12 protein-coding genes are annotated in these 15,611 nt (G+C 41.2%); all 12 read left to right on the top strand.

Annotated features, from left to right (window positions below; translation table 11 throughout):
• Positions 1–754: 754 nt before the first annotated feature.
• The 12 genes from ACKTT2_RS36075 to ACKTT2_RS36020 all read left to right on the top strand — a co-directional run bounded on the left by ACKTT2_RS36075 (position 755) and on the right by ACKTT2_RS36020 (position 15,555).
• A complete protein-coding gene (locus ACKTT2_RS36075) occupies positions 755–2,239 on the top strand; it encodes a class I adenylate-forming enzyme family protein (RefSeq protein WP_407895791.1) in 1,485 nt (494 codons plus the stop codon).
• 4 nt (positions 2,240–2,243) lie between these two features.
• Positions 2,244–2,519 carry an acyl carrier protein gene (locus ACKTT2_RS36070; protein WP_407895790.1) on the top strand — a complete coding sequence of 92 codons (276 nt, stop codon included), beginning with the start codon at positions 2,244–2,246 and terminating at the stop codon, positions 2,517–2,519.
• A 64-nt stretch (positions 2,520–2,583) separates the two neighbouring features.
• On the top strand, positions 2,584–3,870 hold the full coding sequence (hemW, locus tag ACKTT2_RS36065) for a radical SAM family heme chaperone HemW (RefSeq protein ID WP_407895789.1): 1,287 nt from the start codon (positions 2,584–2,586) through the stop codon (positions 3,868–3,870).
• Complete coding sequence (locus ACKTT2_RS36060) at positions 3,867–5,771, top strand: sulfotransferase (RefSeq protein WP_407895788.1); 1,905 nt, start codon at positions 3,867–3,869, stop codon at positions 5,769–5,771. The genes hemW and ACKTT2_RS36060 overlap by 4 nt, the downstream gene beginning before the upstream one ends.
• Positions 5,762–6,907, top strand: coding sequence for an amidinotransferase (locus tag ACKTT2_RS36055; RefSeq protein WP_407895787.1), 1,146 nt, complete (start codon positions 5,762–5,764; stop codon positions 6,905–6,907). Before ACKTT2_RS36060 ends, ACKTT2_RS36055 begins: the two co-directional genes overlap by 10 nt.
• A 30-nt stretch (positions 6,908–6,937) precedes the next feature.
• The gene (locus tag ACKTT2_RS36050) at positions 6,938–7,525 is read left to right on the top strand and encodes a chorismate--pyruvate lyase family protein (protein ID WP_407895786.1); all 588 of its coding nucleotides are present in this window, start codon (positions 6,938–6,940) and stop codon (positions 7,523–7,525) included.
• 32 nt (positions 7,526–7,557) lie between these two features.
• Entirely contained in the window at positions 7,558–8,139 is a 582-nt protein-coding gene (locus ACKTT2_RS36045; protein WP_407895785.1) for an aspartyl/asparaginyl beta-hydroxylase domain-containing protein, read from the top strand.
• A 5-nt stretch (positions 8,140–8,144) separates the two neighbouring features.
• Positions 8,145–8,843 (top strand): sulfotransferase family 2 domain-containing protein, encoded by a 699-nt coding sequence (locus ACKTT2_RS36040; RefSeq protein ID WP_407895784.1) that lies wholly within the window; start codon positions 8,145–8,147, stop codon positions 8,841–8,843.
• A 45-nt stretch (positions 8,844–8,888) separates the two neighbouring features.
• Positions 8,889–10,676, top strand: coding sequence for a thiamine pyrophosphate-binding protein (locus tag ACKTT2_RS36035; RefSeq protein ID WP_407895783.1), 1,788 nt, complete (start codon positions 8,889–8,891; stop codon positions 10,674–10,676).
• 139 nt (positions 10,677–10,815) lie between these two features.
• Positions 10,816–11,688 carry a sulfotransferase domain-containing protein gene (locus tag ACKTT2_RS36030; RefSeq protein ID WP_407895782.1) on the top strand — a complete coding sequence of 291 codons (873 nt, stop codon included), beginning with the start codon at positions 10,816–10,818 and terminating at the stop codon, positions 11,686–11,688.
• 34 nt (positions 11,689–11,722) lie between these two features.
• Positions 11,723–12,541: a hypothetical protein gene (locus ACKTT2_RS36025; protein WP_407895781.1), complete on the top strand. Its 819-nt coding sequence runs from the start codon at positions 11,723–11,725 to the stop codon at positions 12,539–12,541.
• Between the two features lie 89 nt (positions 12,542–12,630).
• Positions 12,631–15,555 (top strand): thioester reductase domain-containing protein, encoded by a 2,925-nt coding sequence (locus ACKTT2_RS36020; RefSeq protein ID WP_407895780.1) that lies wholly within the window; start codon positions 12,631–12,633, stop codon positions 15,553–15,555.
• Positions 15,556–15,611 lie beyond the last annotated feature (56 nt).

Below are 15,611 nucleotides of genomic sequence, written 5' to 3'. Positions count from 1 at the left end.
GTTCGTAGTATTGTTGTTGTTTTAAGTTATCAGAATAATTAATAAAGAAATAAATTCAGATAAATTATGCTGTAACGTATGTCTTTTCTTTTTTGAGAATTCACTCTAAAAATTTCTTCATAAAACGTAGTATAGGCTAGTGTTGAATCAATTGGCTAGGGGGGAAAGGATAAAGTCTTTTACGTGTACCATAATCCGTTTGAATTTACACTTTTATTTATTATTCTGATGATTCAACAAACAAATAATACAATGACTAAGTCTTTGAAAACAAGTATTTCAAGGATTTTTTTTATAAATATGTATAATACAGAACTTCTAGTTATGGTCATCATAACTAGAAGTTCTTGGTATATTTTTTATTAAACATACGGTTCTATTAAGTATTCATATTTAGAATTTAATATAAAAAATAACAACTATAAATCGATAGATTATTAGGTTTTAACCAAAAACGTATAAGTTAGTTAAATAAGTATCTTGTTATACATTAATAAATTTAAAATATACCTTTAACTTTAGAGACAATCTAGATTATTCTGGTTTCATCAAATGACGACGCCTAATCAAATGTGAGTCAAAATAAGCTCAATCAAACCTGAGGCTTATACAGCACCTACATTGGCGTCTGAACTTTTTATATTTTGGATATATCAGGTGGTTGTTAGAATGCTTTCAAAGCAATTAACAGCTAAAAAGCATACTTAAGTTTAATTATCTTTATTTACGCTGGCTTAATCGCATATACAATTAAATGTTCCTAATTCAAGACAAAGAAACCTTAAATTCATGCAAAGAAAATGTAATTACTGATGGGCAGTTCATATTACACTACCCAGACATTTTTAAAATCTTTGAATGCCTTCAAAAGTTTTTTCCAGAACAATTAATATCGGAGAGCGCGGCAGTAGCACTGGAATGCGAGAATTCTATACCCAGTATAATAGTACTATTATACCTGCTGGAGAAAGGCTACAGTTTTCTACTTTTACCCAAAGAAGTTAAGACATCTCAACAACTAGATTCTCAGCAACCGATTCCCAGATTCTGCCGCTACAGATTGAGGGCTGAAAGTCTCACTGAAGAAGGAAAAGCGGTAAGTTTGGAAGATCCTAATAGCTTTTTGCAAATTCTGAAAAATGAAGAATGGATTGACTGCGATCGGGGAAAAAATTACGCTGGCAAAAAACTTTATATGCGAACATCAGGGAGTACCGGAACACCTAAAATCGCGGTTCACTCGCACGCAAATGTCCTTTCAAACTCACTCAACTGTGTGGAAAGATTAAGCTTGAAGGGCGATGACAGAGTGGCAATTCCCGTACCAATTTATCATATGTATGGTCTAGGTGCAGCGTTTCTTCCTAGTGTGGCAGTTGGAGCATCCATTGACATCCAGAAAGGTGCTAACCTGCTGAGATACCTACAGCGAGAGAAGGAATTTAACCCAAACATTGCTTTTATGACCCCGATTTTTTGCGAAACCTTGTTAAAAGGGCGAAAATCTTCTAGGGCATATAAACTGACGGTAGCAGCAGGCGATCGCATTAGAGAAGATACATTTGGAAAATATGAATCTCATTTCGGTTGTCTGGTAAAATTATACGGCAGTACGGAAATGGGAGTCATCGCGGCTGCTAATCCAGAAGATTCTCTGGAAGTACGCTTGCAAAAAGTCGGTTTACCGATGTCAGGCGTACAAATGCGTGTGGAAGAAAACCAAGCTGAAACCAATGACACTATCGGCGAACTCTGGTGTCACCATAAATATGGTTTCGATGGATATGTCGATGCAGACGGAATGCCAAAACATGAAAACCAAGATAGTCAGGATCGTTGGTTCCGAACAAAAGACTTGGGTCGAATTGGGTTGGACGGTTATATAGAAGTTCTCGGAAGATGCGATCGCAGTGTTAACCGAGATGGTTTATTGACGATCTTCAGTGACGTAGAAAAAGCAATTGAGACTATTGAAGGAATCGAATCCGTGGTAGTAGAATCTCACGGAGAAAGCCAACGAGGCAAAGGACTTATCGCTTACTGCGTCCTTGCCAAAGGCACAAATATTTCTGAAGCGGATATACGCGCATCCTGTTTCAATATTCTGCCCAAACGTGCAATTCCAGATTACGTATTGATTGTCAACTCCTTACCAATGCTACCTAATGGCAAGGTTGATAGACAAAAGCTCATCGCTATGACCGACAAACAAGAGGAAATGAATTTAATCAGGAGATAATAAAATGTTTGATATAGTAAACAATCTAAAAACAATTATTGCTGAGGAGCTAGATGTCAATCTCAAGCCCGAAGAAATTGATGAAAATGTATCTTTGTTTGAGGATGGTCTGGGATTTGACTCTATTGCTACCGTCGAGCTGATCTCTTTAATCGAGAAACATTTTGGTATAGAGTTTTCCGACTCCGAACTGGGAACTGAATCCTTCAGCAGCCTGAAAGTATTAGCTGATTTCATTGCTCAGAAAATGGAATCAAGACAAACACTAACAGCAGGATAAACGAAGAGAAGTATGCAAAAGTGACTCCTGTCTCCTGAGTACTCAACCCCTAACACGCAACACCATGACGTTAACAGTTGAACCCATCACCCTGTCCCCCCAACGAATACCTCTAATTCCTAACTATCCACCCTTTCGGCAATGGAGAAAAGAGGCACTGCAAGAGAAGCTACAAGAACAGCCGATGTGCATCTACGTTCATATCCCCTTCTGTACGCAAAGGTGCGCCTTTTGTTACTACAAAACAGTTGATTTGAAAGAAAGACCGGAAGTAGAAGGATATGTAGCAGATCTTTGTCAAGAAATCAAGATGGCTGCCGATCGCTTTCAGTTGGGTAACAGACCAATTCACGCTGTTTATTTTGGGGGAGGAACGCCAACCCTGCTCTTGGAGCATCACTTCGTACAAATTGTTGAATCCCTCCGGGAGAACTTCAAGTTCTTTGATGACAGAAAGCAGTTTTCCGTTGAAGCTGAACCGCTGACAGTTTCTAAGTCAAAAATGGAAGTTCTCGCTCAACTGGGAGTCAATCGTCTCAGTATGGGTGTACAATCCTTTAACAATAAGATTATCAAACTGAGCGGACGGGGACACGATGAAAAACAAGCTTACAGAGCTATAGATATTGCTCAGAAAGCTGGTCAAGGAAAATGGGCAATTAATATTGATTTGCTCAGTGGATTGGCTGGAGAAACACAAGAAACTTGGAAAGACAGTTTAGAATGCGCCATTAATACAGGAGTAGAGAGCATCACAGTTTATAAGATGGAAGCATTTGCTAACACAGGCGTTTATAAAACTGGAGTTAGAGAAGAAATCATACAACTCCCCGCAGAAGAGGAAGAACTGCAATTCATGCAGTACGCTATGGAGAGGTTTGAGCAGACTAACTACATCCCTTGGAGTTTCTTTACATATACCAAGAATGGAAGCGACAAGAGCGAGTACATTGCCAACATTTGGCGAGGAATGGATTTCTACGGTTTAGGTGTCTCCGCCTTTGGTTGTCTGGGGGATGTGCTGATTCAGAATACCAGCGATCTAGAAAAGTATGCACCTACCATTGAATCCGGGGAGTTACCTTTGTCCCGAGGCTACTGTTATAACAGTTTGGAGCGGATGATTCGAGATGTTTTGTTGGGAATGAAACTGCTAACTTTAGATTTGAAAGCCTTTCAAAAGAAACACGGTTTTAAGCTAGAGTCTATATGCTCTACTCCCTTGAAACAACTCAAATCACAAGACTTCATCTCTGTGTCAGACACAGAAATTAAATTGACGTCAAAGGGCATACTTTATGGGGACTATGTTGGTAAGACTCTGGCAGATTATCTTAAAGAAATGCGATGAAGCTAGACACCGAGTTCTACAAACTTCCCCTGCGCTTAGATATAAAGCGGCTAGAAGAGGAATTCCAATTCAGCGAACAGGATTGGAATGAGTATCCGACAAAGATAACTGGCAAGGCATGGATTATCCTGGTATCGGTAGCGGGTACCCTCAATGATGATTTCGCGATATCTGGTGCCATGCAGCCAACTCCTTTTCTGGAGCGTTGTCCTTACCTTAAACAGGTGATGAAAGCTCTCAATGCTCCCATCTCCCGCAGCTACTTGATGCGAATCACAGGTGGAACACAGACACCAGCGCAAGCAGATGACAACTACCACTGGTTTCGGCGAATGGCTGTTCACATACCCATCGTCACCAATCCTGCTGTACAATTCTTCTGTAATGGAAAAAATGTCCACATGGCAGCTGGGGAAGTTTGGGCATTCGATAATTCTCAGCTTCACTGGATGGTTAATAAGACGAACCAAGACTGCATTCATTTGATTGTGGAAACAAAAGGTTCATCGGCTTTTCAAAGTATGCTGGCGCAAGCTTTGCAACCCTATAAAAGTGACGGAGGCGATCGCCAATCAGATACAATACAAGTTAGCGACATTCCCGAAACCGTAAATGATGATGGTCAGATTCTCTGGGAACCTGACAGTTTTGAGGTATTAACCCCTCAAGAAATTGACAACCTAACTGCCCTTATCCTCAAAGATGCAGAAAACTCTTCTATGCAACAGAGCTTTCAGCGACTGGCTCAGAGTATGGAAGAATTTAGGAGACTGTGGAAAAAGGCTTTTTCTCAGTTTGGACACCACCGCCGTGGAGAGTTAGCTTACCAAGACCTGATTGCACGCTTTGACGATGACATTGCTGCTTCTGGCAACAAATGGCAATCGCAATCAGTTCATGGAAACAATGCCATCAAGGTGATTCGCTCGATGTTACTAACATCGAATCGTCCCCTTCCAAACCAATCCAGCAAGCAGTTGCAATTGGCGAGGAAAAAGCTGAAAGCCAAGCTTATGGTTGATAAAGATTTCCAAACCCCGGAGTTTGAGAAACCAATCTTTATTATCTCCGCACCCAGGGCTGGCAGTACTTTGTTGTTTGAAACCCTATCCCAGTTTCCTGAGTTATGGACAATTGGTGACGAAAGTCACGAAATTATTGAAGGGATTCCAGAACTTCATCCTTCGGCGCACAATTTTAGTTCTAACCGCTTGACTGAAGCAGATGCTCTCCCTCACATCCGCTCGAGTTTGCGAGAACGCTTTGCCAAACAGTTGCAAGATCGTGATGGACGCGAGTCCCTTAGTCTAACTCCCCAAGAACGGCCTCAAAGAGTGCGTTTTCTGGAGAAAACTCCTAAAAATGCCCTGCGGATTCCTTTCTTAAAAGCTGTCTTTCCAGACGCACTCTTTATTTTCCTCTACCGGGAGCATACAGAAAATATCAGTAGCCTCATGGAAGGTTGGCGTTCGGGAAAGTTTCCCTCTTATAAACCACTTCCTGGATGGCCTTATCGGCAGTGGTGTTTTCTGCTAACTCCAGGATGGTCATCTTTGCAGGAGTCTTCGTTAGCCGAAATCGCTGCTGAGCAGTGGAAAATTGCTAATACTTATATCTTAAACGATCTCAAAGCTCTCCCCTCAACTTCTTGGTGTATAATTCGCTATTGCGATCTGATTCAAGAGCCAAAGAAAAGTATTAACAAGATAGCTCAATTCGCCGGAGTTAACTGGGATGAAAAAGTCGAGCAGATTCTGTTTCAATCCCTTCCGATCGCTCGAAGAACCCTTTCAGCACCATCCCGTGACAAATGGCGGAAAAACGAGAGAGAGATTGCCAGAGTATTACCGACCTTAGAACCAATCATTAGTGTTTTGGAGAAAGCAAATATATGTCAGTAGCAGTAACTGCGATGCAAAAAGTTTCAGTGGTTAACAGTCATAATGAGTGGGATACACTGCAAGAAGTCATTGTGGGTCGAGTTGAAGGTGCTACGGTTCCTCGATTTGAAGCTGGTGTTAAGGTTGATGCTGCTCCAAAATACTGGGATTTTTTCCAAAAGTTTGGCGGAACCCTTTTTCCTGACGAACTGGTGGAACCAGCAACCAAAGAACTCAACGAATTCTGTCGCGTCTTGGAAGGGGAAGGCGTTACTGTCCGAAGACCCGATATAGTTGATTTTACCCAAGTCTACAAAACGCCGGATTTTGAATCCTCAGGAATGTACGCCACCATGCCTCGCGACATCCTCATCGTCGTTGGGAATGAAATTATTGAGGCTCCCATGGCATGGCGATCGCGGTTTTTTGAATACCGTGCTTATCGTTCCTTGATGAAGGAGTATCTCCGACAGGGAGCCAAGTGGACAACAGCCCCTAAGCCACTTATGTCAGACGACCTTTATGATTTTGACTTCGCTGCAAAATCTCCTGAAGAACAAGAAGCATTAGTTGAGCAAGGGCGATATGCGATCACAGAATTTGACCCCTGCTTTGATGCAGCAGATATTGTCCGCTTTGGACGCGATCTTTTTGTTCAGCGCAGTCACGTCACTAATCAGCTTGGGATTACTTGGCTCAGACGGCATTTAGGGGATCGGTATCGGGTTCATGTGGTGAAGTTCATGGATTTCAATCCAATGCACATTGATGCGTCGCTTGTGCCACTTCGACCCGGACTAGCCCTGATTAACCCCAGTCGCCCCCCTGTAGACAGTAAATTGTTTAAAAAAGCAGGCTGGGATTTAGTTGAAACCGCACCTCCCGCAGCGCCGGATTACTGGAAGCTACCCATCGCGAGTAAGTGGATTAGTATGAATCTTCTCAGTCTAGACACAGAACGTATTATTGTAGAACGGCAGGAGGAACCCACTCAAAAACTTTTGAAAGATTTAGGCTTTAAAGTCATTCCTGTTGATTTCCGGCACGTTTACACATTCGGAGGTTCATTCCACTGTTTAACCTGTGATATTCGACGAGATGGACAACTCGAAGAATACGGATTTTCCTCTCCCATAGATATGGACGATCGGATTTAAGGAAATAAAAGAAGAAAGGTTTACTAAATTATGCAGACCAAAGAAGTTAATGCTATGGAGACATCTTTCCTAAGACCTGATTTGCAGGAATCTTTGGCACAAAGTCACATTGACCCTTCAAAGCTTAGTAAGTTTCAAAGAGTTATTTTAACAACGGATGGGACATTAACGGAAATATTAGAAGCTTACTTACTGGAAAAGATTCAGATTGTTAAGTTGTCTGAGGAAGTTGTGGCGATCGCACAAGACATTGAACCGTTAGACATCACAGCAGGGTGTGAAACCATTTCACGGAAAATATTACTTCAAGGCAAGATTAGCAGAAGAAACTGGATTTACGCTGAGTCTATTATTGTTCCTGAAAGACTGGATGAATTTTTTAGAGAACGATTGCTCAAAACTCAGGAACCAATTGGTAGGCTTTGGTTGGAACATAAAGTAGAAACCTTTAAGGAAATCATTGATTCAGGTCGGGAGCCATCAGGTGATTTGTCCCACTACTTTAAAATTAAAAGAGAAGATAAGCTTTTTTCTCGCACTTATCGCGTTTTCTCTAACCGTAAGCCCATAATGATGATTACGGAAAAATTTCCCGAACAATTCTTCGTTGATGTTTAAATAAGAAAAAAACACAATAAAGGAGAAATAAGATGAGTGTTATACCTAAAGACCAAACCGAACAAGCCAGTCCGAACAAAACTAAAACTATCAGAGAATTAGGTTCAGTCGATATTTCATTAATTCGAGATGAAATTCTGAATTTACCTCAAGATTTATGGGTAATACAGAACGATGCTAAACCTAACCATTTCAAGCCTTTGGGACGTACAGAACATATTGTTTTTCAATTTGTTCGCGATTACGATAACCACCTTGACATTGTAGATTATCCTATTTGGCAAGAATGGAAGGGTAAGATACAACCCATCCTTGAGGAAGCGGTTAAACCTTATGGATATCAAAATGGCGGCTTTTCCAGAATAATGCTGGCAAAACTACCACCTCAATCCAAAATAGCTTTACATATCGACCCTTATCAATCTTCCAATTATACTCACAAAATTCACATTCCTATCCAAACTAATCTAGATGTTGAATTTTGGGTCGATCGCAAACAGTATCACTTCCTTGAAGGATATGCATATGAGGTGAATAATAAAGCTTTGCATGGTGGGATTAATCGTGGGAATACGGATCGGATTAATTTAATTTTTGAATATTTCGAGAAATAGATGTTATGTTAATTTCTTATAGTCATAAGTTTATTTTTTTCCATGTTACGAAAGCTGCTGGTTCTAGTGTTAAGGAAGCATTGACAGGCTATGGGAGTGAGCCGGAGAAATTTAAAATTAATCGACCCCCAAAAATGTTAGGTGAGAAAGTTAATCCTCTTTACGAAATGTGGAAGTCCTCTCTTTGGCACGCGAAAGCAAGGGATGCAAAGAAGGAATTACCTGAAGAGGTTTATAAGAATTTCTATAAGTTTGCCTTTGTGAGGAATCCTTGGGATTGGCAAGTATCCTATTATCACTTTATTCTTAAGGAGGAAACACATATCAGGCATGAGCTTGTGAAGTCAATGAGAGGTTTTGATGAATATTTGGAGTGGGTGATAAACACAAAAAATCCCTTTCCCAAAGGAGCTACTAAGTTACAGAAGGATATTATCACTGACTCAGATGGAAAGATTATTGTTGACTATGTTGGTAGGTATGAGACACTGGCACAAGATTTTGATTATGTTTGTCAGGTGCTAAAAATTCAAGCGTCTTTGCCATATTTAAATAGTTCAAAACATAAAGATTATAAATCGTACTATACTGAGGACACTAGAAAACTTGTTGAGAAACACTTTAAAGAGGATATTGAGTTATTTGGTTATACTTTTGATGGTTACCACTCTGAAGCTAAACAAATGACAACAATTAGTTCGTAAAGCAAGTACTACATATCATTAATATCTTTAAATCTACTCATTATTATGACTGCACAACCTTTATCTCAAATCAAGCTTCCGTCAAACAATCAAAGCGAACAGAAAACACTAGCGGATTTGATTGTAGATTCTTTAGAAGAGCTTGGAGTGGAATATGTCTTTGGTATACCAGGGGGACACAATAGCGCTTTGTTTGAAGCTTTAGCTCGCGCTGAAAGAAGGGGTGGTATTCGTGCTATCCTTACTTGTCACGAAACTGGAGCCGCTTTCATGGCTCATGGCTATGCTCGTGAAACTGGAAAAATTGGTGTATGCTGTGCTACAACAGGTCCAGGTGCAACAAATTTAATGACAGGCGTGGCTTCGGCTTACGCTGATGGAGTTCCAGTGCTCGCGATTACAGCGCAAACGTTATTGTCTCATTTTAGCTGGGGCGCATTTCAAGAGTCGTCACCTGATACCATCGATACAGTAGCGATGTTCGATCGCTGTACCCGCTACAATACCCTCGTGACTCACCCGAATCAGCTAGCAAGAAAATTGTTCGCTGCACTGACTACTGCGTTGCGATCGCCTCAAGGTCCTGCACATCTTAGCATCCCTGTAGATCTTTTACGCTCTCCAGCTCCAGAATCAATAAGTTATCCTCATTTATCTCAGTTACTAACTCAACCCTCCTCTTTTGTAGATTTAGCAGCATTAGAAGAACTTTGGCAAGCTTTGTATGGGGTATTGAGCCGAGGACGCAAAGTTGTTTTACTTGTAGGTCAAGATTGTGGAGGAGCATCCCAAGAAATTACAACGTTTGCTGAACTGACTAACACACTTATCGTTACGACTCAAGGTGGTAAATCTTGCATCGATCCTTATCACTCACTAGCACGGGGAGTTTTTGGCTTTGCTGGACATAAAACAGCTCGCGAAGCGTTGAGTGATGAATCAGTGGATTTAATCTTAGCTGTTGGGACGACTTTGGGTCACTGGGCAACGTCACAATGGGATAAGGTGTTGTTAAACGACAAATTAGTACATATTCATCCTGCAAATATTTATTTTACACGTTCCCCTATGGCACGTTTGCACGTGCAAGGAACTATCAAAAGAGTTTTTCAAGAGTTAGTGGCGCGTCTTGAGACGATGCAGCAGAACGGAAAACTGTATTTAGATACATCTGTGTCCCTGAGTGTGAGTTCAAAACTATCGTTGAGCGATCGCCACAAGCCGCCCCAGATTGAGGTCAAAGAACCTGAAAGTTATCAACCCTCAGAGACTGATTCCTTTGTTAAACCACAACGCTTAATTAGTTTACTACTTCAACATTTTCCTAAAGAAACTCGGTTCACAGTTGATATTGGTAATTGGCTTTCTTGGAGCATTCATTACCTGTTTCCACCATGTCCAGAAAATTATCGCTTATCTATAGGAACAGCATCTATGGGTTGGGGAATTGGAAGCGCGATCGGTACAGCTTTGGGTGCGCCGAAAACGCCAGTTGTTTGTCTAACGGGCGATGGATGTTTTTTAATGCACGGAAACGAACTCGCCGTAGCAGTTTCTCAGCAATTACCAGTCATTTTTGTCATTCTAAACGACCGATCCTATGGCATGGTGAAACATAGACATCGCCAGACAGGAAAGGAACCTCTAGAATTTGCCCTTCCGTCAGTTGATTTTAGCCTCATAGCTCGGGCTATGGGAGCAAACGGTCATACCATCCGCCATTCTCAAGATTTGGAACAGCTTGATTACCAAGCGATTTACACCCATCCAGGACCAACGGTATTGGATGTACATATTGATTCAGAGCAAGTACCACCTATGGGGATGTATTAAGGAACCGCAGATGAATTTGTACTGTTATTGGATGAGAACCGCTAGTTCTCTAAGAGGAGTCAGAAGCCAGAAGCCAGAATGGTTCAGGCTCCTGACTCCTTGACTTCTTTTTCGTCAATTTTTGAAGATACGTAATCTCATGCCATACACGGAATTTCAAACAGGTAGAGTGCTAATAAATTCTTTACCTAAAAGCGGTACCCATTTGTTAGCCAAAGCGATTGAAGTTTTGGGCTATAAAGAACATTTTGAAAATGGTAGCTCTAGTGATACGCCGATATTTTTGAACTATAGAGAGGTAAAAAATGCTTTGAAAAATGAAAAAATCAGCGATACAGAAGATGTTGGGGAAAAAATGAGTATCGGTGCATTAACACCGTGTTACGTAAAGGCTTCTACTTTTCGGCATTGGCTGGATATAATACCTCAAAAACGGTATATTTTAGGACATATTCCCTGGACACCAGTCTTAAGCCCCATCCTTGCCGATTTAAACTATCATTATGTATTTATTATCCGCGATCCGCGTGCGGTAGTTGCTTCGTCCATGCCTTTCATTTTGGATACGGAAAACATGCCAGCAAGGCATTTTTTAGAAGATGATTTTAAACTAATGTCTCCAATAGAGCGTTTAAATTTTATCTTAGAAGGAGGATATGCCCAGAAAGCTGGTGTAGAAATAAAAAATTTTGCCGAAGTTTATCGCTCAATGCTTGCATGGCGTGATGAACCTGGTTGCTTGTTCGTCCGTTTTGAAGATTTAGTTGGTGAACAAGGCGGAGGAAGCGCTAACAAACAAATGCATGTCATCAAAAATATTGCCTCACACTTGGGGATTGAATTTGATGACAAGATTTCTTCCCAATTAGATGAGATTTATAATCCTTCTTCTCGGACATTTAGAATAGGTCAAATTGATGGATGGAAAAATTCACTAGATGCTGAAAGTCTTGAACGCTTGATTGAATACTGCAAACCCCTTTGCCAGGAAGCCGACTACGGAACATTTTAGCCTGTTCATTTAACAACAAAGGAAAGCACAAATCATGAACATACAGTTATTGAACGAGAACCTTCTAGCGCAATCTGTCGTCAGCCAAAAATATATTTCTTATCATAATATTTACAAAGCAACCCGAGTTATAAAGCACCTCGTAAAAGCATATTGTCCGATTTATGATATATCCCTGGATGATTTTTTTAATTACTACCCGCTTTTAGCTTTTATTGAAGCAATGGTCTATCAAAATGATGTCGAGGTAGAGGCTGCTCAAGCAAACAAAACATCATTGAGTCAAATTTCTCCATGGAATTCTAAAAAAGAAGTTATCCAATCTCTCTTGAAGGAACTTAACCTTGAACATCCCACAATCCTAAATGCTTTGGAAAAAGTGGGAGAGTTTTTTGAGTTAGAGACTCAGCTAATGGCTTCTGATAAGGTAACCCACGCAGATGTAAAGCGTTTAGGTGAATTGCGTTCTTGCGATATACGCACTCTACACTATACCTTAATACATCTGTCAGGCAAAACTTACAGACCAGAAATGTTTGAACTTCTCGCGCCTAGAGAAGTTATCTTTGAAATTATAGATGATATCCATGATTATAGAAAGGATGTAGCAGCAGGTCATTATAATACTTACTGGATGTTTGAAAAGTTGTATGGCGAAGAAGCGCCACATCAGTTGCAGGCAGAAATAAAACGTTACCGAAATCTATTTGAAGAGAGGCTCAAGCTGTTTCCTGAAAACGAGCAAAAGTTTTTTTCAGAAAGATGGTCTCGCGTCTGTCAAAGGAATTCTTTTCTAGAGAGTGCAGATCTCATCCGTAATGTAGCTTTACAGGGTGATTGGAAAAAAGAATAACTTGTTTGTAATTGCGCTTTAGCCCAAAAAAGCCGCGATCTAAAGTGCACTGAAGCACAACTACGAACTATAATTATATTAGAGTTATTATGCTTAATTCTACTACTGATACCTTGAACTTGAAAGCAGAGGCTGTCTTAGATCCCTCCATCCAATTTCAACAACCTCTCTCCAAAAATCTCAAAGCTCCAAAATTTATCTTTTTAACAGGAGCAACAGGCTTTCTCGGTGCTTATTTACTAGACGAACTCCTCCGCAAAACAACAGCAAATATCTATTGTCTGATTCGTTCCAGCGATGCTGAATCAGGCAAACAGCGCCTCAAAAACCATCTCCAATTCTACTCCCTGTGGGAAGAAACCCTCAGTTCCCGTATCATCCCCGTCATCGGAGACTTGTCTCTACCTCTGTTTGGTCTTTCAGAACAACAATTTCATGAATTAGCTGAGCAGATTGATATTATTTATCATAATGGAGCCTGGGTCAACGCTGCTTGTCCTTACTTGACCTTGAAACCTACCAATGTTTTGTCCACTCAAGAAGTCCTTCGCTTAGCGAGTCTCATTCAAACCAAACCCGTCCATTTTATTTCCACCATCGGTGTTTTTTTCAGCGAAGCTTATTCTGCTGTTCAGCAAGTCACAGAAATAGATCTTCCCGAATTTTCCAGTCTTAAAGGTGGCTACAGACAAAGTAAGTGGGTAGCGGAACAATTGGTCATGATAGCACAAGAACGAGGGTTGCCTGCCTGTATTTACCGTCCTTCGCGAATTATGGGACATAGTAAAACCGGAATCAATGGCAATTTCCAAGACGCTTTGTGCTTGTTGCTCAAGGGCTGCATACAATTAAAGAAATTTCCCAGTGTAGAAACAGATATAATCCTTGTTCCCGTGGATTATGTGAGTCAGTCTATTGTTCATTTATCCCTACTAGAAAAATCCCCAGGAAAAGCATTTCACTTAACAAATTCCCAGCCAACTTCGTGGGAAAATCTATTCGACGCAATTTGCTCTGTTGGTTATCCTCTGGAGAAAGTTACTTACAATGAGTTTTTGGTAGCAGTTGAGCATCATGCCTTTAAGCATCCAGAAGATGAGTATAACTCATCTTTACTATTACTTCTAAGTTCTTCTGAAACATTCCCGATCGAGAAACCCAAATTTGATGCTCGTCACACTCAAGCAGGATTAGCTGGCACATCGATCGCCTGTCCTCCTGTGGATGAAAAGCTACTTGCTACCTACTTTTCCTATTTTCAGAAAGTAGGCTATCTTCCATCAGTGCCAAAGAAATTCACTCCTACCACATCCAGCGTCGCTCCTACCAACCAGACCCAGCCAACCAAAAAATCATCCGCTTTTTGGAAATCTATTACCACAAGCATCAAGGCAAAAAATCAAGCATTTGTCATTCAACCCGTCCCGCGCAACGGGAACCTACCTCTTTCCTTTGCTCAGGAACGCCTCTGGTTGCTCGACCAGTTACAGCCAGGAAACCCCGTCCACAATTTACGTGCTGCTTATCGCCTTAAGGGATTACTGAATGTAGAAGCCCTAGAGCAAAGTATACAAGAGATTGTCCGACGTCATGAAGTCCTGCGAACTACATTTCCTGCTGTTAATGGAGAACCTATCCAAGTTATCTCAAACAATCTAACCTTAGAGTTGCAGATAGTCAACTTGGCAGAACTCTCAACACAGCAACGGGAAGCTGAAGTCCGGCGTTTGGCAACTGTTGCAGACCAGGAGCCTTTTGACCTAGCACACGGACCATTGTTGCGGGTCAAACTGTTGTATCTAGCAGAAGATGAATACGTGCTTTTACGCATAATTCATCATATTATTAATGATGTCTGGTCGGACACGGTGTTTATGCGAGAACTGGCAACTCTCTATGCAACCTTCTGTGCGGGCAAGCCCTCTCCGCTCCCGGAACTCCCCATCCAGTATTCAGACTTTGCCCAATCCCAGCGGCAATGGCTACAAGGTGAAGTCCTCAAATCTCAGCTTGACTACTGGAAGCCACAGCTCGGAGATCCGCTTTCTATACTAAAACTTCCTACTGACTACTCGTTGGCAACCTTACCAAGTTATCAGGGCGCATCTCAATTCCTGATTCTATCTCGAAACCTCACTGATTCTCTTAAAGCTCTTGGTCATCAGGAAGGAGTTTCTCTGTTTGTTACAATGCTTGCAGCGTTTAAGACGTTGCTCTATCAATATTCAAGGCAACAAGAGATTATCCTTTGTTCGCCTGTTGCAGGTCGTCAGCAACCCGAAACCAAAAAACTTATCGGCTACTTTAATAATCTCGTTCTTTTGCGTACTAATTTGGGGCAAAATCCCAGTTTTCGGGAGTTAATGAGTCGAGTGAGTCGAGTTACCCTAGAGGCTCAAGAACACCAGTATTTGCCTTTTCAGTACCTAGGGTCGTCGGTGGGTGTACCAGGCACAATTTTGTCTCGAGCCATGTTTACTATGCAAAATGTTCTCAGTCAGCCTCAAGAACTAGCAGGAGTAAGCGTGTCTCTTATGGAGATGGAAGAGGGAATATCTAATTTTGATGTGTCCCTTTCTGTGAAGGAGAAAGGAGAACAACTTATGGGGGTAATGCGCTACAAAACAGACTTGTTTAAGGAATCTACGATCGCGCAGATGCTGGAGAATTTCCAGATTTTGTTGCAAGATATTGTTGCTAATCCACATCGGCGACTTTTAGACTTACCGCTTTTAGGTGAAGCAAAATCTCCTCAATTATTTGACGAACCACAAGCAGCTGCCTATGTAGCGCCTCAAAACGAGATTGAACAAGCGATCGCTACTATTTGGCAAGAGGTTCTCGGTTTAGAAACGGTCAGTATCCATTCCAATTTCTTTGATGTTGGTGGTCGTTCTCTGTCAACGATCCGGGTTTATCACAAAGTGCGGGAAATTTGCGCTCGCCAAATTTCAGTTGCTGAATTGTTCAAATCTCCAACCATCAGCGGAATGGCGCAAGTCTTATCAAATTAACTGACTTTCGCTCGTAGTTGCACTAAGCGTGAAGACAGCGTAACTACAAACCAAAA

Source organism: Scytonema hankhaensis NUACC26 (assembly GCF_045865695.1).
Lineage (GTDB): Bacteria > Cyanobacteriota > Cyanobacteriia > Cyanobacteriales > Nostocaceae > Scytonema.
The sequence above is the reverse complement of the archived record's forward strand: the minus strand, read 5'-3'. Positions and strand labels throughout refer to the sequence as shown.

Bases quoted from the DNA above. Each gene is read 5' to 3' on its own strand.
- ACKTT2_RS36040 (WP_407895784.1), top strand. From the start codon at position 8,145: ATGTTAATTTCTTATAGTCATAAGTTTATTTTTTTCCATGTTACGAAA.
- ACKTT2_RS36045 (WP_407895785.1), top strand. From the start codon at position 7,558: ATGAGTGTTATACCTAAAGACCAAACCGAACAAGCCAGTCCGAACAAA.
- ACKTT2_RS36055 (WP_407895787.1), top strand. From the start codon at position 5,762: ATGTCAGTAGCAGTAACTGCGATGCAAAAAGTTTCAGTGGTTAACAGT.
- ACKTT2_RS36030 (WP_407895782.1), top strand. From the start codon at position 10,816: ATGCCATACACGGAATTTCAAACAGGTAGAGTGCTAATAAATTCTTTA.
- ACKTT2_RS36020 (WP_407895780.1), top strand. From the start codon at position 12,631: ATGCTTAATTCTACTACTGATACCTTGAACTTGAAAGCAGAGGCTGTC.
- ACKTT2_RS36025 (WP_407895781.1), top strand. From the start codon at position 11,723: ATGAACATACAGTTATTGAACGAGAACCTTCTAGCGCAATCTGTCGTC.
- ACKTT2_RS36070 (WP_407895790.1), top strand. From the start codon at position 2,244: ATGTTTGATATAGTAAACAATCTAAAAACAATTATTGCTGAGGAGCTA.
- ACKTT2_RS36075 (WP_407895791.1), top strand. From the start codon at position 755: ATGTTCCTAATTCAAGACAAAGAAACCTTAAATTCATGCAAAGAAAAT.
- ACKTT2_RS36035 (WP_407895783.1), top strand. From the start codon at position 8,889: ATGACTGCACAACCTTTATCTCAAATCAAGCTTCCGTCAAACAATCAA.
- ACKTT2_RS36060 (WP_407895788.1), top strand. From the start codon at position 3,867: ATGAAGCTAGACACCGAGTTCTACAAACTTCCCCTGCGCTTAGATATA.
- hemW (WP_407895789.1), top strand. From the start codon at position 2,584: ATGACGTTAACAGTTGAACCCATCACCCTGTCCCCCCAACGAATACCT.
- ACKTT2_RS36050 (WP_407895786.1), top strand. From the start codon at position 6,938: ATGCAGACCAAAGAAGTTAATGCTATGGAGACATCTTTCCTAAGACCT.